Genomic DNA, 26,402 nt, shown 5'->3' with positions numbered 1-26,402 from the left:
ATGGGCCAGCCCTCTTCTGACTGGATTGCAGAGCAGGATCGCGCCGACCGCGATCTCGTCGTCCGCTACACTCGGCTCGACGACGTGCTGCGGCGCGAAGGCGCGCGGCTGCGCGATGCCGAGGTGAGCGCCGACCTGCTCGACCGCATCCCGACCGCCAGCAGCTCGGGCAAGCGGCAAGAGATCGCCGATCGCCGGCAGCTCATGGCGATCGCTTCGCACGTCCTCGCCAACCTCGATCGCGCGTACCTGCTTGAACGGCCGGCGCGCCGCGAGCGTCGTCAGGGAGGCGGTCGATGAGCTGGTCGCCTCAGCAGGATACGGCGCTGTGCGCCATCGCGGCATGGTTCCGCGATTCGGACGATCAGGTATTCTACCTCGGCGGCTACGCCGGAACCGGCAAGACGACGATCGCGAAAGAGGCAGCGTCGGGCTGCGAGGGCGAGGCGATCTTCGCGGCGTTCACCGGCAAGGCGGCGCTGGTGCTGCAGTCGAAGGGTTGCCGCGGCGCGCAGACGATCCATTCGCTGATCTACTCGGCCTACGAGCACGACGTGGTCGACGAGAAGACCGGTGAGGTGTTGCGGGTCGAGTGGCGCTACGGCCTGAACCCGCTGTCCGAAGCCTCGACGGCCGGCCTGATCGTGGTCGACGAGTGCTCGATGGTCGGCGACCGGCTCGGAGAGGACCTGCTGTCGTTCGGGACGAAGGTGCTGGTGCTCGGCGACCCGGCGCAGTTGCCGCCGGTGCGCGGCGAGGGCTACTTCACCCGCGTCGAGCCCGATTTCATGCTGACGGAGATCCACCGGCAAGCGGCCGACAACCCGATCATCCGCATGTCGATGGAGGTACGCGAAGGCCGGCGCCTGCAGCACGGCGCCTACGGCGACAGCCGCGTCATCGATCTGCGCGGCCTGGGGCAGCGCATGGTGATCGGCGCCGACCAGGTGCTCGTCGGCCGCAACGTCAGCCGCCGCACGGTGAACGCTAAGGTGCGCAGGATTCAGGGTCGCGATCCGCGAACGCCGGAGCCCGGCGACCGCCTCGTCTGTCTGAAGAACAACAAAGACAAGGCCCTGCTGAACGGCGGGCTGTGGAGCGTGCGGGCGATCCAGCGCGGCGAGGGCGACTTCTTCTCGCTTCACGTCGATTCGCTCGACGTATCCGGCCTCGAAGCGCGGGTGGTGGTGCATCGGCTGTTCTTCGACGGGTCGCCCGAGGACATTCCGTGGACGGTCCGGAAGGGCACCGACGAGTTCACCTACGGCTACGCGCTGACCGTGCACAAGGCGCAAGGGTCGCAGTGGGACGACGTGCTGCTGATCGACGAGAGCGCGACGTTCCGGCAGGACCGGGCGCGCCATCTCTACACCGGACTCACGCGGGCCGCGCAGCGCATCACGGTGGCGGCATGAGCATCGCCGAGGATTTCGCCGAATGCTCCCGCCTGAGGCAGGTGGAGCTCGACTGGTTCCGAGGGCGCGGCGTCTCCGGATTTCAGTTGCTCGGTTACCGGATCTGCCCGCTCGCCATAGGTCCGGCTGCGTTCGCACTCACCTACCGCCACCGCAATCCGATCGATTTCGGATTCGAGGTTCGCCGCGCCCGCGTGCAGTTCTTACCGCGCAACCGGTTCATCTTCGGTTGGGACGGCCAGTCGGAGGTCGAGGACACAGTCGCGGCGCTGGTGATCCCGGCTTTCGACGACGGTGTGCTGATCGACCTCGCGGCGTGGCACCCGAAGACCGGTCGGCTGGCCTCTTTGGAGCATCGGGCAGGCTGGCTAGCGGGGCCCGAGCCGGTCGGGGACGATCCGCTCCTCGTGTTCCCGGATCCGCTGTCGTGGCTCGCCGCCTGCCGGGCCGGCGTCGTGGTCGTGCACGAGGGTCTCGCACGCCCGTTTCTGCTGCGGCAGCCCACCCTCCAGGCCGCGGACCTCGCTCAGGGCGAGGCCCTGCGGACGATGCTCGCGAAGGTGCGGCTGCCGCGCATCCTGGTCCCCGCATTCCCGCACGAGAGAGCCGCCGCCTGATGACCGCGGTCGTCGATCTCCAGAAAGCCAGGAAGCGGGCCAAGCGCACCCAAGTGGACGTCGAGGCCGGCGGCTACAGCCACGAGGTGATGAACGGCGAGTTCGCGTTCCTGCTCGTCGGCTCGAAGGCGGTGGTCATCCGCGAAAACCCGGACGCGCCGATTGAGCAGCGGGTGCGCTTGCTGACGCTTGATGCATTCCGGCAGTGGTCGCTGAACCGGATGACGGAGGTGTTCGACCCGTCCGCCAGGGAAGTGAAGACGGTCACCTGGGCCAAGCGATGGCTTAGCAGCCTCGACCGACGCCAATTCGACGGCGTCGAGTTCCATCCGGATGCGAACCCGGATCCCGGCCAGGCCGGCGGCACGCCGGGGTACTACAACCTCTGGCGGGGCTGGGGCTGCGAGCCGCGTCGCGGCGGCTCCTATGCCGTGTTCCGCGACCACCTGATGACCAACATCTGCAACGGCGACCAGGACCTCTACCGCTGGGTGTTCGGGTTCTTCGCGCACATGGTCCAGCGTCCGCGTGAGCGGCTCGGCGTAGCCCTCGTGCTGCGCGGGAAGCAGGGAGCGGGAAAGACGAAGCCCGGCGAGGTGTTCGGGTCGCTGATCCCGTCGCACTACTTCCTCGTGGACTCCGCCCGCTACCTGACCGGGACCTTCAACGCCCACATGGCATCGTGCCTGCTGCTGCAGGCGGACGAAGCGGTCTGGGCCGGCGACAAGCAAGCGGAGGGACGGCTGAAGGGCCTTGTCACCTCGACCGAGCAGATGGTCGAATCGAAGGGTATCGATCCGATCCGGCTCCGCAACTTCGTGCGAGTCGTGATGACCTCGAACGAGGATTGGGTGGTCCCTGCCGGCAAGGAGGAGCGGCGGTTCTGCGTGCTCGATGTCTCCGATCGCGTCATGCAGAACAGCGAGTACTTCGGCGAGATGGACCGCCAGCTCGACGACGGCGGCCGCGAGGCGTTGCTGGCCGATCTCCTGGCCTTCCCGCTCGATAGCGTCGACCTGCGCCACATTCCGAAAACCGGGGCTCTCCTCGAGCAGAAGATCCACTCGCTCGACGCGATCGACGCGTGGTGGCTCGACCGCCTCATGGCTGGTGCCCCGACGCGCAAGGTCGAGGAGTGGCCGGATCATATTTGGACGACGCTGGTTCGCGACGACTACCTCGAAGCATCTGATCGGCGTGGCGTGCGTCGCAAAAGCACAGAAACAGAATTCGGCGCAAGGCTGAAGAAGCTCGTTCCGATGATCCAGCGCCAGAAACGGGCTTGGACTACGCCGGATGGCGACCGCCGGGTATGGTGTTACGTGCTACCGACCCTGAAGGACTGTCGCATATCTTTCGAGAGAGCTGTCGCACAAACCATCGACTGGGGCGATCCCGACGACTTGCCCGACCTGGACGACGGTTAAGCCGCCCCACCTGCCCCACCTCGCTTTGAAGGTGGGGCGCACATAAGTCACTGAAAACAAAGGCTGCGCCCCACCTGCCCCACCTGCCCCACCTGCCCCACCTCGCGCGCGCGTGTGAAAAAGCGGATTCGCGTTCCGACCGGTCTTTCGTAGCCCCGCCTGATGCTGAAAAATACTCTAACTCTTAAAAAAGGTGGGGCAGGTGGGGCAGGTGGGGCAACAGACGTGATTTCAAAGACTTATGGCGCCCCACCTTGAATGCTGAGGTGGGGCAGGTGGGGCGGACGACATTTTGAACCGCCGGACGAGGCCGGCATGCGTGACGAACCCAGCGACGCCGGCGCCGCGCGCACCGGCCTACCCACCGCGCTACAGCCATCGCCAGGTCGTCGCGTGGGTGATCTCCGGTCTCACGGACAAGCCGCCGATGCCGGGCTTGGGCGAGGCGCCGGCGGACGTGCGGATGCGGCGGCTGGTGGAGCGGCACGTGCCGGAACGGGAGCACCGCGAGCAGCTCAAGGCATGGTGCCGCTCGCAGGGTGATGAGGCTTCGTTCCGCGAGGTGTGCCGGCTCCGAGGCTGGACCCGGACCACGGCGCAGCGGCACGTCGACCTCGCGCTCGCGCAGATCTTTCTCGTGATGAGCGCGGGTGAGGCTGAACCGTAAGGTGCGCGTGGCGGAATGAATACAATCGGGCTTGACGACTGTGCCAATCTGGGCCGACCCCAAAGCATCGGCCCGGCAACGAAGCCGCGCCACAGGGGATCGCAACCGTGACCGCGTCGGCAAACCAGTCGTCCAGCACCGTCCTTCCGAGCATCTCCGCCCAGCGCATCCGCAAGGAGAAGCCGGGCCGCCAGCGCGATCCGCGCGGCGACCGCTACAACCGCGCCGCCGCCTACATGCCGGGCGTCGGGCTCGCCTCCGCACCGCAGGCGTTCGGGGTCGGCTCACCGATCGGCCAACCCGGCAAGCGAGTGGTGGTGAGCCGCAGCGCCGGGCATGCGACGGTCGCCGTCGACGATCCCTACGAGCCCGGCAAGCGCGTCCAGGCGACCGTCAACCGCCGCGTCGATCTCCTCGAGGACGAGCGGTCACACGGGCGCATCTCGGTCTCGCAATACGAGATCGGACGGCAGGTACAGGCCGTGTTCGAGAAGGCGAGCGGCGCACGGTCCGGTTCTGGCGTCTGGGGGGTGCTGTCCGGCCATGAGGTTCCCCGCGACACGCACGGGCTCTCGTCTCAGGAGGTCAGCACCATCCGCGCGATCACGGATGCTCAGGCGCTCAAGAACCTGATGACCCGCATCGAGCGCGCGATCGGACCGGTGCCGACCCGGATGCTGCGCGAGCTACTCGGCGGCGCCGGCACGTTCAAGGGTTACGCCGAGGCGCGCGGCATGGCCGGCGACCGAAAGGCATCGCAGGTCGCCGACCGATTCCGCTTCCTCCTGGAGGCCCTGGACGAGACCTTCGCGGCCCGCGGCCTTCTCGTCCGCGACAAGGACGGTGAGGCGCTGATCCGCGCCGAGACCGGGGTACGCACCGGCGAAGAGACCGATGACCGCGGGCGCGTCGTACCGGCCGGGCACGGGTACCGCTGGGGGCGGCAGATCACGGATTGACCCGACGGCCGATCCGCTGCAAGATATCAAAGTCCGAGAGACACGCCCGCAGCCGCAAGGCCCGCGGGCTTTTTCATGTCCGGACACACGATTACCGCGAACCCTCTCAACAGCTTAGGCGTTTTCCTCGGAGACGCGGACGCGGTTCCATGCCATGATCGGTCCTCGATGAGCGCGATCCAGATCGCCAACGAGATGCGTGCCGCCGCCCGCGACTTCGGGCGGCGCACCCGTTTCGGCGACCAGTCCGAATATCTCGAGGCCAAGGACGACCACTGCCGTCGCATGGATCGGCTGCTCGCCGACCTCGTGCGCGCCATCGGCACGCCGCCGCTCCTGTCGATCCAGCCCGGAATGCGCCGCCTCGGCACCCGATCGGTGCAGGTGGTGATCCGGGATCGTGCGTCGCCGAAGCGTGTCGCGGCGCGGGGCTGAATTTACGGAATCGGCCCGCGGATATGCGGGCCTTCATGTGCGGTCCGATCGGCCCTCGGCCACGATGAGCCGGGGCGCACGATAATCGCCCTTCTCATGCATCCAAACGGGATTTTTCGGCATGGCCGGAGGCGCAGTTATCGTGCGTCCGGCGACGGGCGCGGCGACCCTTTCCGACGCCCTCGATGAGGCGGCGGCCGGGTTCGCCGCAGCCTCGAAATCCGCCTCCACCCGCCGGGCCTATGCCACGGACTGGCGCGACTTCCTCGGCTGGTGTGCCGAGCGCGGCGACGCCACGCTTCCGGCTTCGGGCCGCACCGTCGGCCGCTACCTGACCCATCTCGCGGGCCTCGGCCGGTCGGTCTCCACGATCGATCGCCGCGCCGCCGCCATCGCCGCCGTGCACCGCGCCGCCGGCCACACCGCACCGACGGCGCTCGAAGAAGTCCGGTCGATCCTGACCGGCATCCGCAACACCCTCGGGCGCCGCCCCGACAAGAAGCAGGCCCTCACTGCCGACCTGGTGGCGAAGGTCGTGAAGCGCATCCGCGGGCAGGAACTCGGGAGCCACCGTGACCGCGCGCTGATCCTGCTGTGCTTCGGCGCGGCGCTCCGCCGGTCGGAACTCGTCGCCCTCGACGTCACCGATCTCGAACCGCACCGCCGCGGCCTCCTCGTCCGCATCGGCCGGAGCAAGACGGACCAGCAGGGCATGGGCCGCTCGGTCGCGATCCTCGACGGCAAGCTGAAGATCCCCGCGGCGGTCGCGGCGTGGCTCGAAGTCTCGGGCATCGCGGACGGCCCGGTCTTCCGCGGCGCCGACCGCGGACGGCTCTCCGCCGATCGCCTCACCGCCGGGCAGTTCGCCCGCATCCTGAAATCGCGCTGCGCGGCGGCCGGGCTCGATCCGGAAGCCTTCAGCGGCCACTCGCCCCGGCGCGGGTTCGCGACGTCGGCCGGTGACGACGGGGCCGACCTCCGGCTGACGGCCAAGCACATGCGCCACGCGAAGCTCGAAACGACCCTCGGCTACATGGAAGACGGCGAGCTGTTCCGCGAGAACGCCGGTCGGAGCTTCCTGTGAGCCCCGCGACCACCGCCCGCCTGCTCGCCGGGATCGAGGTCCGGCGAGGGCGCCCGACGGCGGCGCAGTGGGTCGCGGTCCTGGCGCTGCTCGCCAACGCGACCCGAGTGTCCGGCCACACGCTGCACGTCGACTTCATCCCGGGCGGCTCGGCCCGGATCACCGAATACCCGCTCCGAAAGGCCACCGCGTGAAGCGATACGTCGCCCTCCTGCGTGAGCTGCTCGCGCCTGCGCCGGTCGAGCCCGTCGACGACGCGCCGATCGTCCACCGCGGCGAGGCCGAGATGTTCGCCGGTTGTGCGCATCTCGGCGAGGACCGCGACCCGCCCGCGAAGCTCTCGGCCGCCGAGGTCGAGCGCATGTGCGGACGCCCGCTGCGGGTGGTCGGCTGATGACGGACACAGAATACGACCGCCTGCCCGGCATCCTTCGCCGAATCGTCGACGCCGATCGCAGCGATGTCGCTTGGCGGGGCGCGATCCGCAAGCCCGTCGTGAAGTTCAATGTCGCGAGGGTGATGCATCGCCGCTTGAAGCATCGCCGCGCCCTATCTGCCGAAGCCGAGCGCCTTTACGGCCACAAGCTCGCCGGAACCGGCCCGGCAACCGCCTGATGTCGCGCGCCGCCTACTGCACCGACTTCCCAGCGGGCCGCCATGGGCCAGATGTCGGTCGTTCAGCCGCCCGTCCGCAAGGTGTTCGTGGTAGTGCCCGACAACGGCAGCGACGGCCTCGGTCAGCCGATCGCCGCCTTCCGCACCAAGGTGCGCGCCGATCAGGCGATGGAGCTGCCCCACCACGCAGACCGCTCGTTCAAGCTGGTCGAAGTCGAGCTGCAGGACGCCTGACATGACCGACACCACGCCCGACCAGGCGCCCAAGGGCGAGACCAACCAGACCGTCGAGTACTGGCTGGACGTCATCGCCCGGTATGACCGCGCCCTCGGTCCGTGGGAGACGCGGGTCAAGAAGATCTGGGACGTCTACACCGAGAAGCGCGGCGCCGGCTCGAAGAAGCGGCGCATGTCGCTGCTCTGGTCGAACATCGCCACGCTTCAGCCCGCGGTCTACTCGCGCCTGCCGCAGCCGAGCGTCTCGCGGCGGTTCAAGGACACCGATCCGGTCGGGCGCATCGCCTCCGAGCTGATGGAGCGCGCGCTGCACGTGACCTTCGAGGACGCGGACCTCGACGCCTGCCTCTGCCTTGTGCGCGACGACTTCCTGATCGGCGCCCGCGGCACGGCCTGGGTCCGCTACGATGCCGAATTCGAGCCGATCATCGGCCCAGACGGCCAGCCCATCATGGACGCGGACGGGCAGCCGGCCGAGCGCATCGCCGAAGAGCGCGTGCCGATCGATTACGTGCACTGGCGCGATTTCGGCCACACGCCGGCGCGCTACTGGCAGGAGGTCACGGCGGTCTGGCGGAAGACGTACCTGACGAAGACCGAGCTGGAGGGCCGGTTCGGACCCGAGATGGCGGCCAAGGTCGGTCTCGACCACCTACTGCACCGACTTCGTGGCAATGCCGATCCTGGTGCTGCTGCTCGCGGCCACCGGCGGTGCCACGTTCGCCGGCATCGCCCTCGGCCTCGCCGTCTGGACGCTCGCCGAATACGTGATCCACCGCTACCTTTTCCACGCGCTGCCGCTCTTCCGCGACGCGCACGACCTGCACCACGCCAAGCCGCACGCACGGACCGGCGTCACCTCCTGGCACTCGCTCGGGATCTTCGGTGTCCTGGCGCTGGTGCTTTCGGCCGGCGTGCTGGCCGGAATCGCGCTGGGCTACCTCGCCTACATCACGGCCCACCACGCCGTGCACCATTGGACGATCCGGCCGGGCCATCCGCTCTACGGGCTGAAGCTGCGCCACACGATGCACCACCGCGGCATCGAGGCGAACTTCGGCGTCACCACCACGCTCTGGGACCGCGTGTTCCGGACCTACCGAGCGAGACGCTGATGTTCCGTGCCTGGGTCCGCAGGTTGGCGCGCGCGCTGGCCGCTTACGAGGACGCGCACCGCCGGCTCCATCCGAAGCCGAAGCGCGACGAACAGTGGATCGAGCTCGACTGATGGCGATCACCGACAAGCAGCGGCGATTCGTCGAAGAGTACCTCGTCGACCTGAACGCCACGCAGGCCGCGATCCGGGCCGGCTACAGCGAGGACACGGCCCGGCAGCAGGGCCACCGCCTGTTGACGGATGCTGACATTTCGGACGCCGTCGCGGAGGCGCAGGCCGCCCGCGCCGCCCGCGTCCAGGTCACGGCCGACCAGGTCCTGCGCGAGCTCGTGGACATCGCCACGACCGACGCGAACGAGCTGATCGAGCACCGCATCGGCTGCTGCCGGTTCTGCTGGGGCCGCGACTTCCGGTACCAGCGCACGCGCAACGAACTGGAGCGCGCCGAGGCCGCGCACGCCGCGGAGAACGAGGAAGCAATCCGGAAGGGCGCCGAGACGACGCTGTTCGACCCCGAGGGCGGGGACGGCTACCACGCCCACCGGCCGCCGAACCCGGACTGCCCGGAATGCTTCGGCGACGGGGTCGGGCGCGCGCTGTTCAAGGACACCGCGCGGGCCTCGCCGGCGGCCCGCCGCCTCTACGCCGGCGTGAAGCTCACGAAAGACGGCATGGAGATGAAGCTCCATCCGAAGCTCGACGCGCTGGACCGCCTCTTCAAGCACCTCGGGATGAGCGCGGCCGAGCGGGTTGAGCTCACGGGCAAGGACGGCGCCGGGCTCGTCGTGGAGATCGTCCGTTTTGGCGAGAATCCGGCTTCCGAGTAACTGGCAGCCGCGCCCGTACCAGTTGCCGTTCTGGCGCTACCTCGAGAACGGGGGCAAGCGCGCGATCGGCGTCTGGCACCGGCGCGCGGGCAAGGACGACGTCCTGCTGAACTGGACGGCGATCGCCGCGCATCAGCGCGCCGGCACGTACTGGCACATGCTCCCGGAGGCGTCGCAGGCGCGCAAGGCGATCTGGGAGGCGGTCAACCCGCACACCGGCATCCGGCGCATCGACCAGGCGTTTCCGAAGGAACTGCGGGCCTCCACCCGCGAGAACGAGATGTTCATCAAGTTCCGGAACGGCTCGACCTGGCAGGTCGTCGGCTCCGACAACTTCAACTCGCTGGTCGGTTCCCCGCCGATCGGCGTCGTGTTCTCCGAATTCGCCCTCGCCAACCCGTCGGCCTGGGCGTTCATGCGGCCGATCCTGGCGGAGAACGGCGGCTGGGCGGCGTTCATCTCCACGCCGCGCGGGCGCAACCACTTCGCCAAAATGTTCGAGGGCGCGCGGGCCGATCCGGCCTGGTTCGCCGAGCGGCTGTCGGCGTTCGACACGGGCGCCATCAAGCCGGAGGTCCTGGCGAGCGAGCTGCGCGAGTACAAGCGCGACTACGGCGACGACGACGGCGCGAACCTCTTCGCGCAGGAATACGAGGTCAGCTTCGACGCCGCGATCGTCGGCGCCTACTACGCCCGCGACCTGGTCCGCGCCGACGCGGACGGCCGGATCACCGACCTGCCCGTGGACCAGGCCTACCCGGTGCACACGGCCTGGGACATCGGCGTGTCCGACTCCACGGTGATCTGGTTCTTCCAGGTCATCGCCGGCCGGCCGCACGTCGTCGACTACTACGCGAACAACGGGTACGGCGCCGAGCACTACGTCGATCTGGTGCTGGCCAAGCCTTACCGGCGCGGCTTCGCGTACCTGCCCCATGACATCAAGGTCCGGGAGTTCGGGTCGGGGCGCACGCGATTCGAGACCGTGACGCAGATGGGCCTGACGCCCCGCCTCGTCGCCGACCACACGCTGAACGACGGCATCAACGCCGCACGGCAGACGCTGCGCACCGCGGTGTTCGACCGGAGCCGGTGCAACGACGGCATCGAGGCGCTGCGGAACTACCGGAAGAAGTGGGACGAGGTCCGGCGCTGCTACAGCGACAGCCCGCTGCACGACTGGGCGTCGCACCCGGCCGACGGGTTGCGGTACCTCGCGATGTCCTGGCGCGCCGCCGCGGATGAGGCGGCGCCGGACCGGATCATCGTCGATTCGCCGCGCGGTCCCTATGCCGCCGAGCCGCCGATCACCTACGCCGGCCCGGCCATCAACACCGTCACCATCGACGAGCTCTGGGCCACGCAGGCGCCGGACGACATGAGGATCTGAGCATGCAGCACGAGTTGGGACGAGCCGAACTGAGCGCGAGTGACCTGTACCGGCGCATGCTGAATCAGACCTCCGCGCCAAGCGCGATCCAGCGGGCCGCCATGGGCCAGATGTCGGTCGTTCAGCCGCCCGTCCGCAAGGTGTTCGTGGTAGTGCCCGACAACGGCAGCGACGGCCTCGGTCAGCCGATCGCCGCCTTCCGCACCAAGGTGCGCGCCGATCAGGCGATGGAGCTGCCCCACCACGCAGACCGCTCGTTCAAGCTGGTCGAAGTCGAGCTGCAGGACGCCTGACATGACCGACACCACGCCCGACCAGGCGCCCAAGGGCGAGACCAACCAGACCGTCGAGTACTGGCTGGACGTCATCGCCCGGTATGACCGCGCCCTCGGTCCGTGGGAGACGCGGGTCAAGAAGATCTGGGACGTCTACACCGAGAAGCGCGGCGCCGGCTCGAAGAAGCGGCGCATGTCGCTGCTCTGGTCGAACATCGCCACGCTTCAGCCCGCGGTCTACTCGCGCCTGCCGCAGCCGAGCGTCTCGCGGCGGTTCAAGGACACCGATCCGGTCGGGCGCATCGCCTCCGAGCTGATGGAGCGCGCGCTGCACGTGACCTTCGAGGACGCGGACCTCGACGCCTGCCTCTGCCTTGTGCGCGACGACTTCCTGATCGGCGCCCGCGGCACGGCCTGGGTCCGCTACGATGCCGAATTCGAGCCGATCATCGGCCCAGACGGCCAGCCCATCATGGACGCGGACGGGCAGCCGGCCGAGCGCATCGCCGAAGAGCGCGTGCCGATCGATTACGTGCACTGGCGCGATTTCGGCCACACGCCGGCGCGCTACTGGCAGGAGGTCACGGCGGTCTGGCGGAAGACGTACCTGACGAAGACCGAGCTGGAGGGCCGGTTCGGACCCGAGATGGCGGCCAAGGTCGGTCTCGACCACAGCCGGAGCGACGGCGGACAGTTCGTCGCCGAAGGCGCACGGAAGGCTACCGTCTACGAGATCTGGGACAAGGCCACGCGCAAGGTCTACTTCATCGCCAAGGCGTGCCGGGAGCCCCTTGAGGTCGCCGAGCCGTACCTGACGCTCCGCGGCTTCTGGCCCTGCCCGAAGCCTGCGTTCGGCACGCTGGAGGACGGCTCGCTCGTCCCGGTCCCGGACTACATCTACTACCAGGACCAGTGCGAGGAGATCGACGATCTCACGGCCCGCATCGGCAAGCTGACGGACCAGCTCAAGCTCGTGGGCTTCTATCCGAAGGGGGACGATTCGAGCGGCTCGCTTCAGATCGAGAAGGCGCTGCGCCCCGGGGTCGAGAACGTCATGCTGGCGATCCCGTCCTGGGCGGCCTTCACGGAGAAAGGCGGCGCGGCGCAGGTGCAGTGGCTGCCGGTCAAGGAGGTCGTGGCCGTCCTCCAGGGCTGCATCCAGCTGCGCAAGGAGCTGAAGGACAACCTCTACGAGGTCACCGGCATCTCGGACATCATGCGCGGCGAGAGCGAGGCGAGCGAGACGGCCAAGGCTCAGGGCCTGAAGGCGCAGTTTGGCTCGGCCCGCGTGAAGGACCGCCAGAAGGTCATCGCGCAGTTCGTGCGGGACATCGCGCGCATCGCCGGGGAGATCATCGCCGACCGCTTCCAGCCCGAGACGCTGATGGCGATGGCGAACATGCCGCTGCCGACGGACGCCGACGTGCAGATGCAGATGATAGCGCAGATGCCGCCGCCCGCGCCGATGATGGGGCACAACGGCGGCCCGCCGATGCAGCCGCCGCCCGGCCCCCCCATGATGCCACCCGGCGCGCCGCCGCAGGGTACGCCGATGCAGCCGGGAGCAATGTAGATGGCCGCCGGACCGATCCCGGGCGCTCCGATGCCGGGTGCGCCCTCTCTACCCATGCCCGGACCCGGCGCAATGCCGCCGGGAGCCCCGCCTGCGCCCGGCGGCCCGCCGCCCGGTGCGATGGCGCCGCCCGGCGGTCCGATGCCGCCACAGGGCCCGCCTGGGCCGATGCCGATGCCGGCCCCGCCCCCGAGACCGCCGGTGACCATCGACGCGGTGATGAACCTGCTGCGCGACGACCGGATGCGCGGCTTCCGGATCGACGTCGAGACGGACCAGATCGTCGAGGGCGACGAACAGGCAGAGAAGCAGCGCCGCATGGAGTTCGTGACCGCGATCGGCGGCCTCCTCGGCAACGCGATGAAGCTGGAGGCCAACCCCGCCGCGGCCGCCCTGATGCCGGCGGTCGGCGAGACCATCATGTTCGCGGTCCGCGGCTTCCGCGCCGGGCGCCAGCTCGAGGAGGTGTTCGAGACCGCGCTGGAGAAGGCCGCGATGCTGATCGCGCAGCCGAAGCCGCCGCAGGCCGACCCGAAGATGCAGATCCAGATGCAGTCGGAGCAGATCAAGCTCCAGGGCGTGCGCGAGAAGACGGCCGCCGAGGTGCAGAAGGCGCAGCTCGGCATCCAACAGGCGCAGGTCGAACAGCAGGACGACTTCGCGCGGCTCGACATGGAGCGGCAGCGGATGATGGCCGATCATGCCCGCGAGACGCAGGCCGCGGCCCGCGACGACGCCTACGCCCATGCCCAGCATGTGCGCGAGATGCAGGCGCTGGAGGCCGAGGCGGCCGCCCTCCAGCGCGAGGCCCCCATGACGCCCGCGGCGCCGCAGGGCCCGTTCGGCGCGTAACCATAGGACGGACCCATGGCCAACAACCAGCCCTTCACCGCGGGCCGGACGGCATCGCTCGCCGTCACCGCCGCGTCGGCCAGCGTCGCCCTCGCGAGCGGGACCGGCATCAGCCAGCGCCTCTACAACGCCGGCACCGCGACCGCCTTCGTCCGCTTCGGCGACGTGACCGTGACCGCCACCACGGGCGACATGCCGATCCCGCCCGGCACCATCGAAATCCAGACGGTGCCGCCGGGCAGCTTCATGGCCGCGATCACCGCGACCGGCACGGCCACGGTCTACGCGACCAACGGCGAAGGCTGTTAGGTGCCGCGATGATCAAGGCGCTCGGAGGCGGCGTCTCGGCGATCCTGCCGGACACGTACAGCATCGACACGTTGCCGGACCCGGCCTCGAACATCGACATGTACGCGCGCGTCACGGACCTGTTCGGCGGCACGCGGGATCTGGTGCTGGCGGCCCAGACCGGCTCGGCCTCCTACTGGAAGCCGGTCCGCCCTGTCTTCGCCGCCACGGTCCCCGTGTCCGCCGACATGACGCTGGTGTCGCTCAAGGCGCCGAGCGTGATGTTCCTGACGGGGGCGGTCGGCGTCGGTGTCACCCGCACGATCACGCTGTCGACAGCCCTGGCCTATCCTGGCGCCGCCTTCGAGGTCCGCAACGACATGACGGGCCTCGGCTCCCTGAAGCTCGCCGGCCTGTCGGTCGGCGGCCTCCTGTCCCTCGTCTTCGGCACCACGCAGCGGTTCTTCTACGACGCGGCGTCGGGCTGGAAGCAATTCTCCTGAGGACCCGATGCCCCGCGAAACCTTCGTCTTCCGTGACGGCGCCTGCATCCCGAAGCATCTCGCCCGGCCCCTGCGCCCGGCCGCGCCCGCCTCCGGGCTCGCGCGGCCCTACGTCGTCTCGGACGGCTGCGAGTTCGTCTCGATGGCCTCGGGCCGGGTCGTGACCTCGAAGGCGGCCTACCGCGCCGACCTGCGCGCCCGCGGCCTCGTCGAGGTCGGCAACGAGCGGATGAGCACCGCGCCACCTCCCCCGCCCAGGATCGGCGGCACGGGGCACGACATCCGGCGCGCGATCTCGGAACTGAGGGCCTGATTCTCGCGCGATGGGGCTATCCGTCGGGCGAAGCATCGCGTATCACCACCTTGCCAGCAGAGCGCCACGCGCCGCCGGCCGTCCCTGACATCGTAGCGCCGACCACCCTGGAGCCTCCGGCTGCCGGGCGTCGTCGCGCGTCGTGACCCAGCCAATCGGACATCGACCGGCCCTGGCGCAACCGCAGAGACACCATGAACGACGGCCTGAACTCGGGCGCCGATGGCGCTGGCGAGGGCGACGACCTGCGCTCGCAGCTCGTCGCGGCGTTCCGCGACACGGACGGCGGCGAGGTCCCCGCCGGTGCAACCGCCCCGGCCGAGCCCGCCGCCCCGGTCGCGCCCGAGGCTCCCGAGTCCGCGGCGGCTGCCGCCGAACGTGCCCGCGATCCGCAGGGCCGATTCGCGTCGAAGGCCGATGAGGCCGCGCCGGCCACCGTCGCGCCCGCCGCCGGCGCCCCCGAGGCCGCGCCGGCCGCCGCCGTCGCGACCAGCGAGGCAGCCGCCGTGCGTCCGCCGCCCGGCTGGTCACCCGCCGCCAAGGCCGCCTTCGAGACCCTGCCCGAGGCCGTTAGGGAATCGGTCGCCAAGCGCGAAGCCGAGGTGAACCAGGGGTTCGCCAAGCTCGCCGAGTTCAAGGGGCTGGACGAGTTCGCGGCCATCGCCAAATCCAACGGCCTGACCGCGGGCGAGCTCGCCGGTCGCTATCAGGCCGCCGAGAAGAAGCTGGCCTCCAACTTCGTCGGCGGCGTGCACGAGCTCTGCGGCCAGTTCCGCACCCACCCCATCGCGCTCGCGGCCGGCCTCGTCGGCATGAACCCGCAGGCTTTCGTCGCCGCGCTCCAGGCCGCCCGCGGCCAGGGTGGCGCCCCGAATTCCCCGCCCGCCGGCGCGCCCCCCGCGCAGCCGCAGGTGCACCCCGAAGTTGTCCGCCTCTCTCAGACCGTCAACGGTCTGGTCGGCGAGCGCGTCGCCCATCAACGGGCACAGGCCGCCTCCGTCGTGGAGGCTTTTTTCGCCGATCCCCAGCATCCCTACGCCGCCAACCTCGAAGCCGAAATTCTGGACCTCGTCAGCCGGGACCGGGATGCGCCGCGAGACCCGCAGGGTGCCCTGAAACGCGCCTACGAGCGTGCCGTCTACCTCAACCCCGAAACGCGCCAGGTCGTCATCAACGGCGAGGTCGAGGCGCGGGCGAAGGCAGAGGCGGCCAAGGCGGCGGAGGCCGCCAAGCGGCAGTCCGGCGCCGCGGCGAACGCACGCTCGGGAATGCGCTCCCTCACCGGCTCACCCGTGACCGGCGCCGCCGTCACGAATGGGCCTGCCCCCACCCTGCGCGATGAGCTCCAGCGAGCCTTCGGGGGCAATCGCGCATAGTCGATAGGAGGACGCGATGCCGTCTCCGAACCTCAGCGAAATCGTCACCACGACCCTGCGCAATAGGTCGGGCAAGCTCGCCGACAACGTCACCAAGAACAACGCGCTCCTGATGCGCCTGAACAAGAAGGGCAAGGTCAAGCCGGTCACCGGCGGCCGAACCATCGTTCAGGAGATCATGTACGCCGAGAACTCGACCGTGAAGCGGTACGCCGGCTACGACCTGCTCAACGTCCAGCCGTCCGACGTCATGACGGCGGCCGAGTTCGATTACAAGCAAGTCGCGGTGGCCGTCTCGATCTCCGGCCTGGAGGAACTCCAGAACCGCGGCGAGAACGAGCTGATCGACCTCCTCGAGCAGCGCATCGAGAACGCGGAAGCGTCCCTGATGAACGCCATCGCCCTCGACTGCTACTCCGACGGCACGGCCGACGGCGGCAAGCAGATCGGCGGCCTCCAGCTGCTCGTCTCGACCTCGCCCACCACCGGTGTCGTCGGCGGCATCAACCGCGCGAACTGGGCCTTCTGGCGGAATCAGAAGTTCTCCGGCGTCAACGACGGCGGTGCGGCTGTCACGCCGGCCAACATCCAGTCGTACATGAATCGCTTGTACCTGCTCTGCTCGCGCGGTCGGGAGCATCCCGATCTGATCCCGGCGGACAACGACTTCTTCCGCTACTACTGGGAGAGCCTGCAGGCGATCCAGCGCATCACCAACACCGAACTCGGCGAGGCCGGCTTCGACAACCTGAAGTACATGGGCGCCGACGTGGTCCCGGACGGCGGTTACGGCGGCGGTGCGCCGGCCAAGTCCATGTTCTTTCTGAACACCTCGAACCTGTTCTTCCGCCCGCACTCCGACCGGAACTTCGCTCCGATCGGCGGCGAGCGGGTGAACCCGAACCAGGACGCCATGGTGAAGCTCGTCGGCTGGGCGGGCAACATGACCATGAACAACGCCTTCCTCCAGGGCGTGCTCACGGCCTGATCGGCGCCCTGCCGATCAACCCTTCCACCCGATCCGAACTCCTTTGCGAAAGGCCGCCCGTCGAGGCGGCCTTTCGCGTTGAAAGGCTTCCCCCACCATGACTGTCGCCTCCTTCTCGAACGAGGTGCTCGGCGCGAACATCCGCTCCGTCGACACCGCCTCCGTCGCCGGCTCGGGCACGCCCGCGCCGCAGTTCAAGCTCGGCTGGGTCACCACCGGCGATGCCGGTTCCGAGTTCGTCTACGTCGCGATCACGCTCACCGCCGGCCAGACCCTGACCGATGGTCAGCTCGTCCAGTACGACAACAACTACACCGCCTCGCTGGTGACCACCGCCAACGCGATCCGCGGTGCCAGCGTCGGCGTCGTCCGCGTCTCGCCCGCCTTCGTGGCTCCGGCCGCCGGCACCTTCTACGTCTGGGCCCAGCGTTGCGGCATCGCGCCGGTGGCCGCCGCCGCGACCGCCGTCGGCAACACCCTCGCGGAGACCACCGCCACGGCGGGCACCGCCGGCGCTCCGGCGTCGCCCACCGTCGGCTCGAAGCTGATCTCCGGCCTCTACTTCGCCGCGACCAGCCAGACCTTCGCGGGCACGGCGGCCGTGGGCTCGACGCTGATCACCGGCGTCAACCTGTCGACCCTGACCACCGGCCTGTTCGTCGGCCAGGCGGTGAGCGGTACCGGCATTCCCGGCGGCGCCACCATCGCGGCGATCTATGCGGGCCAGGGCAACAGCTTCCCGCTCGGCGGCACCCCGCCCGTCTCGCCCGGGTCGCCGACCAACGCGACGATCGTCCTGTCGGCCGCCGCCACCGCGGCCGGCACCCCGACGATCACCGCGACCGGCATCCTCGAGGCGTATGTGAACTGGCCCTACCTCGACAAGACGAACTGATCGACCCGAGGGGCGCCCTGACCGGCGCCCCTTTCCCGTTCCTCCCCGAGACGTTTCGACATGGCTGACGAGAATCCCGGCATCCTCGCGATGTTCTTCACCGACGCGGTGCGCATGAACTTCGCCTCCGAGCAGGCGGGGCGCGACATCTTCGAGGACCGCGAGCACGTGAAGATCGTGATCGCGGGCGACAAGCACTCCGAGGTGGTGCGCGAGGCGACCGACGTCGACCGCGAGCGATTCCACGAGGTGTACCGGCGCTTCCGGGCCAAGGCGAGCGAGCGCGAGCAGATCGTCGGCACGATCCTCGACGCCGCGCCCTTCCTCTCCCCGTCGCAGCGCAAGGAGATGGAGAGCCTCAACATCTTCACGGTCGAACAGCTCGCCGCCCTCTCCGACACCGCCAAGCAGAAGATCGGCATGGGCGCGAACGAGATGGTCGCCAAGGCGCAGGCGTTCCTGAAAGTCGCCGCGGACACCGGCCACGCCACCGCGCTCGCGGCGCAGGCCGAGCGTCAGAACGACGAGATCGCGGCGCTCAAGGAGCAGATCCGCGAGCTCGCCTCGAAGCTGGAGGCCGCCGTGAAGCCCGCGGCCAGCCCGGCCGGCGCGCCGGCCCGCCGCTAAGGCTCGGCCCGTGTCCCTCCTGACGATCGCTCAGTCGGCCGCGCGTCGGGTCGGTATCGGCCGGCCGGCGCTCGTGGCTGCCGCGTCCGACGACCTGACGCTGCAGTTGTTCGACCTCGCGCAGGAGGGCGTCGAGGAGATCGGCAAGCGGCACGGCTGGCGGCAGACGCGCATGCCCACGACCTTCGTCACGGTCGCGGCGCAGGTCCAGCCGAGCGCGCTGCCGGCCGACTACGATCGGATGGCGCCGGGACAGACGTTCTGGAACCAGAGCCAGCGCCTGCCCGTCGTCGGGCCGGCCTCGGCCGAGGACTGGGCGCGCATCACGGCGCTCGCGCTCGTGTCGGGCCCGAACCTCGTCTACCGCCTCGCCGGCACCGGCCTCATGCTCTACCCGGCGCCGGCGGCCGGGCAGACGATCGCCTTCGAGTACGTCTCGATGAACCGGGTACGCGCCGCCGACGGCACCGCGAAGCCGACCTTCACCGCCGATACCGACACGGTCCTCTTCCCCGAGCACCTCGTCACCAAGGACCTCGTCTGGCGCTGGAAGGCGGCGAAGGGCCTCGACTACGCCGAGGACATGGCGACCTTCGAGCGCGCCTTCGAGCGCGAGGCCGCGGCGGATCGCGGCGAGATCGAGGTGACGACGGCGTCGGGCGGCCTCGACATGCTGCCGGACACCTTCTGGCCCGGCACGATCTCGGTCGTCTGATGCGGAAAGCCGTCCGCCCCGCGACGCGTCGCGCCGTCTCGGCGCCGGTCTCGATCCCGGCGCCGGTGAAGGGCTGGATGACATCCGAGTCGCTGGCGAGCATGAAGCCGGACAGCGCGGTCCTCCTCGACAACTGGTATCCCGAGACGGATTCCGTGCGGCCGCGCGGCGGCTCGGCCCTGTTCGCCTCCGGTCTCGGGCCGGCGCCCGTCGAGACGCTGATGACGTTCCGCGGCGGCGACACGGAGCGCGTCTTCGCCGCCTGCGGGCCCTCCATCTTCGATGTGAGCACCGGCGCCCCGGCGACGATCCCGATCACCGGTTTCCGCTCGGCGCGCTGGCAGCACCTCAACTTCCCGGTCTCCGGTGGGCCGCAGTTGCTCGCCTTCAACGGCATCGACGTGCCCCTGCGCTTCGACGGCACGACCTGGGGCCCGCTCATCTTCACGCTGGCGCCGGTCGGCGGCATCGGCCCGTCCGCGCCGTTCGACGCGACGCAGCTCATCGGCGCCTGCGCCTACGCCGACCGCCTGTTCCTGATCGCGAAGGGCGGCACCACGATCTATTACCCGCTGCTGCCGGACAGCTTCGGCGGCGACCTCGGGACGCTCGCGGTCGGCGGCGACCTCGCCCGGGGCGGCGCACTCATCGCGATCTCGCGCTGGACGCACGACGCCGGCCAGGGTCCGCAGGACACCCTCGTCGCGGTCTCGGACCAGGGCGAGGTCGTCGTCTACCAGGGCACGAACCCATCGAACACCGCGACTTGGGCGCAGATCGGCAAGTTCGACATCGCCGCGGCGGTCGGGCGCCGCGGGCTGGTCAAGCTCGGCGGCGACCTCGGCATCCTCACCATGGATGGGCTTCAGCCCATGTCGAAGGTGATGACGCTCGACCGCAGCCTCGACGACAAGGTGGCGCTGTCGGCCAACATCCGCTCGGCGATCAAGGACGCGACCGCCCGCTACGGCTCGCTCTTCGGGTGGCAGGTCCACGCCCACCGCGAGAAGGGCTACCTGCTGATCAACGTGCCGAAGGCGCAGAACACGGTCGCGGACCAGCTTGTCATGAACATCGCGACCGGGGCGTGGTCGCGCTTCACCGGCCTCAATGCGGTCTGCTGGGCCTCCTTCGGCGGCAAGCTCCTGTTCGGCGCCGCCAACGGCCGCGTGATCCAGGCTGACACCGGTTTCGGCGACCTCGGCCAGCCGACCGCCTACCCGCTGATCTCGGCCTTCACCGCGATCAAGGGCCGGGGCTCGCTCAAGCAGTCGAAGCTCATGCGAGCCGTGATCATGTCGAACGTGCCGGTCTCGCTCGCCGTCGGCGTCTGCACCGACTACGTGCTCGCGCTGCCCGGCGCCGCGCCCAACGCGCAGGACAGCGGGGCCGCCCGCTGGGACAGCGCGCGGTGGAACGTCTCGCGCTGGGGCTCGGCGCAGTTCGGCGCCCCGCAGCAAGCCTGGGCGGCTGCGCCCGGCATCGGCAACGCCTTCGCCCCGGCCGCCTACCTCACGCTCGACGGGACGACGCCCGCCGGCGCAGACATCCGCCTCGTCGCCTTCGACCTCCTCCTCGAAGTCGGCGGGCTGCTGTGATCCTGGTCACGGACGGCGAGCGGGTCGCGCACTGGGTCGCGGCCCGCTGCGACGTGGGCCAGTTCCAGGCGCCGTATGCCGCCTTCGGCTGGGCGGACGCCGAGGGCCACGTCCTCGGCGGCGTGGTGCTCAACAACTGGAACGGCGCCAACGTCGAGCTCTCGCTGGCCGGCCGCGGCGCCGTCACGCGGCAGGCTTTCCGCGACGTCGCTCGGTACGTCTTCGGACAGCTCGGGTGCCGCCGGATCACGATGCACACGAAGGCGCGCAACCTCCGCCTGATCAGCCAAGCCGAGCGCAACGGCTTCGCGCGCGAGGGCATGCGCAGGGCCTTCTTCCCCGACGACGACGCAGTGGCCCTGGTGCTGCTGCGCGATCACTGCAGGTGGTGACATGGTCTCGCAGCCTTCGGCGCCGAACCCCTACACGACCGCGGCCGCGCAGGGATCGATGAACCGCGAGACGGCGATCGCGCAGCAGGGCCTCAACTCGACCAACCAGTACACGCCCGACGGATCGCTGACCTACAACCAGGTCGGCTCGTGGTCGGACGGCACGCCGCACTGGTCGGTGACGCAGACGCTGTCGCCGGCCAATCGCGACCTCTACGACACGAACCAGAACACGCAGCTCAACCTGGCGGCGATCGGCAATCAGCAGGTCGGGCAGATCGGCGGCCTGCTCCGGACCCCCTTCGACATGTCTCAGGGGGCGATCGACGGTCAGACGGCGGGGATGCCGGGACTGCCGCAGTATCGGCAGGGCGCCACGGCCGGAGCGCAGCCGCAGTCGTGGGGCGCGAGTTCGGGGTGGGGCGACCTCGTCGGCTCGAACATCAACGCCATGAACGACGTCGCCGGCTATGCCGGCGCGGCGGTGCCGAACGCGAACGATTTTCAGGCGCGCTACACCGGCGCGCCGGGGCAGGTACAATCCCAGAACACGAGCGCGCCCGATCAGTTGGCGCAGGCGCGCTACACCCAAGCGCCGGACCAGATCGCCTCGCAGCGCACCTATGCCCCTGCTCCGACCTCCGCGCGCTACACACAGGCGCCCGGGGAGGTCGGAACGCAGCTTACGCAGGCCCCGGGTCAGATCGATGCCGGTTCCTTCGACGATCCGAGCCCGTCGCGGGTCCAGCCTTGGTACGATAGCGCGCCGTCACAGCAGGTCGCGGTGCGCCACATCGGCAACAACGACCAGTTGCAGGATCAGCTCTATGGCGCGGCCTTCCAGCGGTACCAGCCTCAGCTCGATCGTCAACGGCAGAACATGGAGGCCGATCTTGCCAACCGTGGCTTGCGGCCCGGCTCGACCGGCTATGACAACGCGGTCACCGACAACAACAATGCCGTGAACGATCTGCGTTCGCAGACCTTCCTCAACGGGCAAAACCAGGCGTTTCAGCAGTCGGCCGCGCGAGCTCAGAATGATTTCGGGCAGGAACTGCAGGGTCAGAATCAGTTCTATAACTTGCAGCATCAGGCCAATCAGGCGAATTTTGCTCAAGATTTGTCCAGCAACAATCAGTTTTTCAATCAGTCCGACACTGCCAACCAGCACGCATTTCAGAACCGCATGTCTTCGCAGGGTCAGGATTTCCAGCAGAACCTTGCCGCGAACTCGCAGAATTTCGGGCAGAACCTGTCTGCTTCGGGGCAGGCATTCCAGCAGGCTATGGGGGCGAACGCCCAGAACTTCGGCCAGGATTTCCAGAGTTCGCAGGCTGGTTTTCAGAACGCTCTTGCGGCGAATGGTCAAAACTTCGGCCAGGATTTCCAAAGCTCGCAGGCTGGTTTTCAGAACTCCTTGGCCGCAAACAATCAGAACTTCGGCCAGGATTTCCAGAACAACCAGACCGGTTTCCAGGATCGTCTTTCCGCCAACGGGCAGAACTTCACCCAGGACCTGCAAGGCCAGGGACAGGCGTTCCAGCAGCAGCTCGGCGCGAACCAGGCCAACTTCGGCCAGGACGCGACCCGCTCTAACCAGCTCTACGCGCAGGGCCTGCAAAGCGCGCAGTTCCAGAACCAGTCGGTCAACGACCGTTTCTCGCGGCTCTCCGGCGCGGCGTCCGCCAACCTCGGCGCGCAGAACCAAGACTTCACGCAAGGAATGCAGGGGCAGCAGAACGGCTTCAACCAGAGCATGGCGCTGGCGCAGTTCGGCTCGGCGCAGGACCAGTATTCGTATCAGGTGCAGATGGCGCAGCGGCAGCAGGCCCTGAACGAACTCCTGCAAAACCGCACCGAACCGATGAACGAGATCGCGTCGCTCATGGGCGGTTCGCAGGTGTCGCGGCCGACCTGGACGGCGACGCCGACGTCGTCGATCCAGCCCGCGAACCTCGAAGGGCTGGTGCAGTCGAACTATGCGCAACAGACCTCGCAGTACAACGCGGCGCTCGGCGGTCTGGCGGGCCTCGGCGGTACTGCGGCGCGCGGGTTGTTCGGTCTCTCGGACGAGCGCGCGAAGCTCGACATTCGGCAGATCGCTCGCCTGCCGAACGGCCTTGGCGTCTACGCCTACCGCTTCGCGGACGGGCGCGCCGAAATCGGCCTCCTCGCTCAGGAGGTCGTGATGCTCGACCCCTCCGCGATCATGCATCGTGACGATGGCCTGATGGCTGTGGACTACGCCCGCGCTCTGGAGGCTGCTTGATGTCCGCCGGCTTCCTCAACCCGATGGCGGGTCTCGGCGGCAACATGCCGGCGGACCCGACCGGCGACCTGATCGCCCGCCAGAAGCTCGCCGAGCTGCTCGCGGGCGGCAAGGGGCGGTACAACGACACGTCGCCCAAGCAGCACCCGTATCAGGCGCTCGCGCAGGTCGCGGACGGTGCATTCGAGGGCCTGTCGGCGCGCCAGCAACTCGCCGCGGCACTCGCGGGGCAGGCGCAGGCGAACAGCCTGCTCGGCGCGATGCCGACCGGCGCGACGCCGCCCGCAGGTCCGGTCGGTCCCGCGCCGGCTGGCAGCGGCCCGCCGCCGACCGCCGGCAGGGCCGGAGCCGCCGCGCGCGCGCCGGGCGAACTCGCCGCCCTCTTCGATGCGAAGGAGAAGCAGTACGGGCTGCCGGCCGGCTACCTGCACGGCACGGCCAGCATCGAGACCGGTGGTAGGTTCAACGCTGACGCCCACAACGCGAGCGGCGCGGACGGCATCTTCCAGTTCATCCCCTCGACGGCGTCGGCCTACGGCGTGAACACCCGCGATGTCGCATCCTCGACCGATGGCGCGGCGCGGTACGCCCGCGACAACGCCGATCGGTTCCGCGCCGCCATGGGTCGCGAGCCGACCGCCGGCGAGCTCTACCTCATGCATCAGCAGGGCGAGGGCGGCGGCCTCGCTCTGCTCCAGAACCCGGACAGGCCGGCGGGGTCCCTGACCTCGGCCAAGAACATCGCGGCCAACGGCGGCGACCCCAACGCACCGGCCAGCGCCTTCATCGCGAAATGGGGCAGTCGGTTCGGTGGCGGCGCCCCCCAGCCCGGCGCGCAGGCGGCCGGCGCCCCCGTAGCGGACCTTCCCGTCGTCGACGCCAACGAGACGGCCGCGCCCGGTGCGGACCTGCCTCGCACGCCGGATGGCTTCGCGATCCCGCCTGCGCCGGGCGACGCGCCGCCGGACGATCTCCGCGCGCAACTCCAGGCGGCGTTCGACGCCAAGCGCGCCGGCGGCGACGGCCCCGACACGGTCTTCACGTCATTCCTGACGGACCCCAGAGACCCGAACGGCGGCTACGGCATCGCGCCGGAGGTTCGCGCGACCGCACCGGCCGGCGACCCGTCCGGCCCGCGCCCCGGCGACGCGGCGCCCATGCCGCAACCCGGCCCGTTGCCCAACCCGGACATCGCCGCCCTCATGGCGCCCCGGCCGATGGGCGCGCCGCAGGGGTTCACGCCGCCGGCCGGCATGCCGGCGCCAGGCGCAGGCGCTGCGACCATGAACGTGCCGCTCCCGCCCCAGAGGCCGAGCGACGAGGCCCTGGCGGTACCCGCGCCGCAGGTGGGCGAACTTGGGCCCTCCGCCGCGCCAGCACCCCCTGCACGCCCGGAGGCCGGCCCGCGCGCGCGGCTCGCGCAAGTCCTCACCCAACCGCGCACCGACGCGCCGGACCCGCAATCGGCGCCCGGCCAGCCGTCGCGCGAGGGGATCGTGCAGTCGCTGATGGGCGGCGTGCAGGATGGTCTCGACCGCGTGTTCGGCGGCCCGGAGACGCAGGCACGGCTCGACGCACAGGGCGGCACGCGGGAGCGGCTGGCGCAGGCCCTGAGCAGTTCGCCCGGCGGCTCTGCACCGCAGGCCGGCGGCAACGCGCGCGCCCGCCTCGCCGAGGCGCTGTCGCCCCCGCCTCCCGCGCCGACCGCCTACACGTCGCTTCCGGCCGGCGGCGTGCCGGCGCCCGGCCCCGGCGGCGCCGCGCCGGGTCCGCAGCCCGCCCCTGCCCCGGCCGAAACGGCGGCACCGCAGGCGCCCGTCCAGGTCGCGCAGGCCGGCGCCACGTCGTCGACGCAGCAACAGCAGGTCGCCTGGGCGCAGCGCGTCATGGCGGCCAGCGCCAGCAACCCGGCGGTGGCGAAGCTGGTCCCGCTCGCGCAGGACGTGCTGAAGCGCAGCCTGGAGGGCAATTACGGGCAGGCCGAACAGGACGGCCGCGTGATGAACATCGCGCCGAACGGGCAGCGGTCGGTCGTCTACGACAAGTCGAAGGACGATCAGGACCGGTTCGGCACCTTCACCGATTCCGCGACCGGCGTGACCTACCAGTATAAAAAGGGATCGAACGAGCCGCCGATGCCTCTCAGCCCCGGCGGCGCGCGCGGCGCGCGCGTCACCAGTCTCGTCGATCCGGCAGAGCGCGCGGCTGCCGGTGTGCCCGCCGACTTCAAGGGCGCAGTCCAGCAGGACGCGACGGGCAGGCTCCTCTACCCGAGTCCCGGCGGCGTGAACGTCACCAACAACCTCGGCCCGAAGGCGAACGAGGCCCTCGACGGCACGATCATCAAAAAAATCGAGGAGAGCCAGTCGAAGGCAGAGGGCGCGGTCGGCACCATCAAAGCGATCAACCGGCAGAAGGAGGCGCTCGACAAGGGCCTCGTGTCGGGCTGGGGGGCGAACTGGCAGACGCAGGCCCGCGCGGCCGCCGCGAAGCTGCTCGGCCTGCCGGATGAGGCGCTCACCAGTTCCGAGGTGTTCGATGCCGCCTCGACGCAGAAGAGCGCCGAGCTCGCCAAGGCCATTTCTCAGGCCGGCCACACGACGAACATGGACCTGCAACTCGGCAAGACGATCGCTGGCGGCAACCGCGAGACGACCGAGAAGGCGATTCGCGCCATTGTCGAGGCGCAGGAGCGGCTCGCCCTCGATACCATCGAGGAGCACAACCGGAAGGTCGACAAGTTCGGGAAGATCAACCCGGCCGTCGCCGACCGCGCGGCCTGGTTCAGGATGGAGGCGCCGGAGGTCTACCGGTACGGGCAGGATCGAGCGCGGGCGGGCGGCGGCACCGCTCCGGCAAGTGCGGCGCCCTCGCCGGCCGTGCCCGGGCTCTCCCGCGCCGATCTTGAGGCGGAAGCGCGTCGTCGGGGGCTGATCCGATGAGCGGTG

General features: G+C 69.7%; 31 protein-coding genes. 30 read left to right on the top strand and 1 reads right to left on the bottom strand.

Features of this window, described 5'->3' with window-relative positions:
• The 12 genes from ACFE86_RS02420 to ACFE86_RS02365 all read left to right on the top strand — a co-directional run bounded on the left by ACFE86_RS02420 (window position 1) and on the right by ACFE86_RS02365 (window position 7,453).
• Window positions 1–300 (top strand): hypothetical protein, encoded by a 300-nt coding sequence (locus ACFE86_RS02420; RefSeq protein WP_375453740.1) that lies wholly within the window; start codon window positions 1–3, stop codon window positions 298–300.
• A complete protein-coding gene (locus ACFE86_RS02415) occupies window positions 297–1,415 on the top strand; it encodes an ATP-dependent RecD-like DNA helicase (RefSeq protein WP_375453739.1) in 1,119 nt (372 codons plus the stop codon). The genes ACFE86_RS02420 and ACFE86_RS02415 overlap by 4 nt, the downstream gene beginning before the upstream one ends.
• Window positions 1,412–2,032, top strand: a complete 621-nt coding sequence (locus ACFE86_RS02410; RefSeq protein WP_375453738.1) for a hypothetical protein — start codon at window positions 1,412–1,414, stop codon at window positions 2,030–2,032. Before ACFE86_RS02415 ends, ACFE86_RS02410 begins: the two co-directional genes overlap by 4 nt.
• Window positions 2,032–3,459: a primase-helicase family protein gene (locus ACFE86_RS02405; RefSeq protein ID WP_375453737.1), complete on the top strand. Its 1,428-nt coding sequence runs from the start codon at window positions 2,032–2,034 to the stop codon at window positions 3,457–3,459. The genes ACFE86_RS02410 and ACFE86_RS02405 overlap by 1 nt, the downstream gene beginning before the upstream one ends.
• 319 nt (window positions 3,460–3,778) lie before the next feature.
• Complete coding sequence (locus tag ACFE86_RS02400; RefSeq protein WP_375453736.1) at window positions 3,779–4,126, top strand: hypothetical protein; 348 nt, start codon at window positions 3,779–3,781, stop codon at window positions 4,124–4,126.
• Between the two features lie 107 nt (window positions 4,127–4,233).
• The gene (locus ACFE86_RS02395; protein WP_375453735.1) at window positions 4,234–5,085 is read left to right on the top strand and encodes a hypothetical protein; all 852 of its coding nucleotides are present in this window, start codon (window positions 4,234–4,236) and stop codon (window positions 5,083–5,085) included.
• A gap of 168 nt (window positions 5,086–5,253) precedes the next feature.
• A complete protein-coding gene (locus ACFE86_RS02390; RefSeq protein ID WP_375453734.1) occupies window positions 5,254–5,520 on the top strand; it encodes a hypothetical protein in 267 nt (88 codons plus the stop codon).
• A 142-nt stretch (window positions 5,521–5,662) separates the two neighbouring features.
• Window positions 5,663–6,604 carry a site-specific integrase gene (locus ACFE86_RS02385; protein WP_375453733.1) on the top strand — a complete coding sequence of 314 codons (942 nt, stop codon included), beginning with the start codon at window positions 5,663–5,665 and terminating at the stop codon, window positions 6,602–6,604.
• Window positions 6,601–6,798: a hypothetical protein gene (locus tag ACFE86_RS02380; RefSeq protein ID WP_375453732.1), complete on the top strand. Its 198-nt coding sequence runs from the start codon at window positions 6,601–6,603 to the stop codon at window positions 6,796–6,798. Before ACFE86_RS02385 ends, ACFE86_RS02380 begins: the two co-directional genes overlap by 4 nt.
• Window positions 6,795–6,998 (top strand): hypothetical protein, encoded by a 204-nt coding sequence (locus tag ACFE86_RS02375; RefSeq protein WP_375453731.1) that lies wholly within the window; start codon window positions 6,795–6,797, stop codon window positions 6,996–6,998. Before ACFE86_RS02380 ends, ACFE86_RS02375 begins: the two co-directional genes overlap by 4 nt.
• Complete coding sequence (locus ACFE86_RS02370) at window positions 6,998–7,219, top strand: hypothetical protein (protein WP_375453730.1); 222 nt, start codon at window positions 6,998–7,000, stop codon at window positions 7,217–7,219. Before ACFE86_RS02375 ends, ACFE86_RS02370 begins: the two co-directional genes overlap by 1 nt.
• Window positions 7,220–7,261: 42 nt before the next feature.
• Window positions 7,262–7,453 carry a hypothetical protein gene (locus ACFE86_RS02365; RefSeq protein WP_375453729.1) on the top strand — a complete coding sequence of 64 codons (192 nt, stop codon included), beginning with the start codon at window positions 7,262–7,264 and terminating at the stop codon, window positions 7,451–7,453.
• On the opposite strand, the gene ACFE86_RS02360 is transcribed toward ACFE86_RS02365, so the two are convergent.
• Entirely contained in the window at window positions 7,419–8,108 is a 690-nt protein-coding gene (locus ACFE86_RS02360) for a hypothetical protein (RefSeq protein ID WP_375453728.1), read from the bottom strand. The two genes, ACFE86_RS02365 and ACFE86_RS02360, sit on opposite strands and share 35 nt — an antisense overlap.
• A gap of 22 nt (window positions 8,109–8,130) precedes the next feature.
• Here ACFE86_RS02360 and ACFE86_RS02355 point away from each other — a divergent pair, with 22 nt between their 5' ends.
• The 18 genes from ACFE86_RS02355 (at window position 8,131) to ACFE86_RS02270 (ending at window position 26,396) form a co-directional block, all read left to right on the top strand.
• Window positions 8,131–8,571: a sterol desaturase family protein gene (locus ACFE86_RS02355; protein WP_375453771.1), complete on the top strand. Its 441-nt coding sequence runs from the start codon at window positions 8,131–8,133 to the stop codon at window positions 8,569–8,571.
• A 112-nt stretch (window positions 8,572–8,683) separates the two neighbouring features.
• The gene (locus ACFE86_RS02350; RefSeq protein WP_375453727.1) at window positions 8,684–9,400 is read left to right on the top strand and encodes a terminase small subunit; all 717 of its coding nucleotides are present in this window, start codon (window positions 8,684–8,686) and stop codon (window positions 9,398–9,400) included.
• Window positions 9,375–10,790 carry a hypothetical protein gene (locus ACFE86_RS02345; RefSeq protein WP_375453726.1) on the top strand — a complete coding sequence of 472 codons (1,416 nt, stop codon included), beginning with the start codon at window positions 9,375–9,377 and terminating at the stop codon, window positions 10,788–10,790. The genes ACFE86_RS02350 and ACFE86_RS02345 overlap by 26 nt, the downstream gene beginning before the upstream one ends.
• Window positions 10,791–10,792: 2 nt before the next feature.
• Entirely contained in the window at window positions 10,793–11,083 is a 291-nt protein-coding gene (locus tag ACFE86_RS02340; protein ID WP_375453725.1) for a hypothetical protein, read from the top strand.
• 1 nt (window position 11,084) lies between these two features.
• A complete protein-coding gene (locus ACFE86_RS02335) occupies window positions 11,085–12,638 on the top strand; it encodes a hypothetical protein (RefSeq protein ID WP_375453724.1) in 1,554 nt (517 codons plus the stop codon).
• Window positions 12,639–12,839: 201 nt separating this feature from the next.
• Entirely contained in the window at window positions 12,840–13,490 is a 651-nt protein-coding gene (locus ACFE86_RS02330) for a hypothetical protein (RefSeq protein ID WP_375453723.1), read from the top strand.
• 15 nt (window positions 13,491–13,505) lie between these two features.
• The gene (locus tag ACFE86_RS02325; RefSeq protein WP_375453722.1) at window positions 13,506–13,799 is read left to right on the top strand and encodes a hypothetical protein; all 294 of its coding nucleotides are present in this window, start codon (window positions 13,506–13,508) and stop codon (window positions 13,797–13,799) included.
• Between the two features lie 8 nt (window positions 13,800–13,807).
• Window positions 13,808–14,281: a hypothetical protein gene (locus ACFE86_RS02320; RefSeq protein WP_375453721.1), complete on the top strand. Its 474-nt coding sequence runs from the start codon at window positions 13,808–13,810 to the stop codon at window positions 14,279–14,281.
• A gap of 7 nt (window positions 14,282–14,288) precedes the next feature.
• Window positions 14,289–14,594 (top strand): hypothetical protein, encoded by a 306-nt coding sequence (locus ACFE86_RS02315; protein ID WP_375453720.1) that lies wholly within the window; start codon window positions 14,289–14,291, stop codon window positions 14,592–14,594.
• A 194-nt stretch (window positions 14,595–14,788) separates the two neighbouring features.
• Window positions 14,789–15,970 carry a hypothetical protein gene (locus tag ACFE86_RS02310; RefSeq protein ID WP_375453719.1) on the top strand — a complete coding sequence of 394 codons (1,182 nt, stop codon included), beginning with the start codon at window positions 14,789–14,791 and terminating at the stop codon, window positions 15,968–15,970.
• 16 nt (window positions 15,971–15,986) lie between these two features.
• Window positions 15,987–16,958, top strand: a complete 972-nt coding sequence (locus ACFE86_RS02305; protein ID WP_375453718.1) for a phage major capsid protein — start codon at window positions 15,987–15,989, stop codon at window positions 16,956–16,958.
• A 97-nt stretch (window positions 16,959–17,055) separates the two neighbouring features.
• Window positions 17,056–17,853, top strand: a complete 798-nt coding sequence (locus ACFE86_RS02300; protein ID WP_375453717.1) for a hypothetical protein — start codon at window positions 17,056–17,058, stop codon at window positions 17,851–17,853.
• 60 nt (window positions 17,854–17,913) lie between these two features.
• Window positions 17,914–18,480, top strand: a complete 567-nt coding sequence (locus tag ACFE86_RS02295) for a hypothetical protein (protein ID WP_375453716.1) — start codon at window positions 17,914–17,916, stop codon at window positions 18,478–18,480.
• Between the two features lie 10 nt (window positions 18,481–18,490).
• On the top strand, window positions 18,491–19,195 hold the full coding sequence (locus tag ACFE86_RS02290; protein ID WP_375453715.1) for a hypothetical protein: 705 nt from the start codon (window positions 18,491–18,493) through the stop codon (window positions 19,193–19,195).
• Window positions 19,195–20,793: a hypothetical protein gene (locus tag ACFE86_RS02285; protein WP_375453714.1), complete on the top strand. Its 1,599-nt coding sequence runs from the start codon at window positions 19,195–19,197 to the stop codon at window positions 20,791–20,793. The genes ACFE86_RS02290 and ACFE86_RS02285 overlap by 1 nt, the downstream gene beginning before the upstream one ends.
• Window positions 20,790–21,185, top strand: a complete 396-nt coding sequence (locus ACFE86_RS02280; protein WP_375453713.1) for a GNAT family N-acetyltransferase — start codon at window positions 20,790–20,792, stop codon at window positions 21,183–21,185. The genes ACFE86_RS02285 and ACFE86_RS02280 overlap by 4 nt, the downstream gene beginning before the upstream one ends.
• A 1-nt stretch (window position 21,186) precedes the next feature.
• Window positions 21,187–23,454, top strand: coding sequence for a hypothetical protein (locus tag ACFE86_RS02275; protein ID WP_375453712.1), 2,268 nt, complete (start codon window positions 21,187–21,189; stop codon window positions 23,452–23,454).
• Window positions 23,454–26,396 carry a transglycosylase SLT domain-containing protein gene (locus tag ACFE86_RS02270; protein ID WP_375453711.1) on the top strand — a complete coding sequence of 981 codons (2,943 nt, stop codon included), beginning with the start codon at window positions 23,454–23,456 and terminating at the stop codon, window positions 26,394–26,396. The genes ACFE86_RS02275 and ACFE86_RS02270 overlap by 1 nt, the downstream gene beginning before the upstream one ends.
• The last annotated feature ends 6 nt before the right edge of the window (window positions 26,397–26,402 follow it).

Origin of the sequence: uncultured Methylobacterium sp. (assembly GCF_964244095.1) — a bacterium.
Lineage (GTDB): Bacteria > Pseudomonadota > Alphaproteobacteria > Rhizobiales > Beijerinckiaceae > Methylobacterium.
This window is presented reverse-complemented; position numbering and strand designations above follow the sequence as displayed.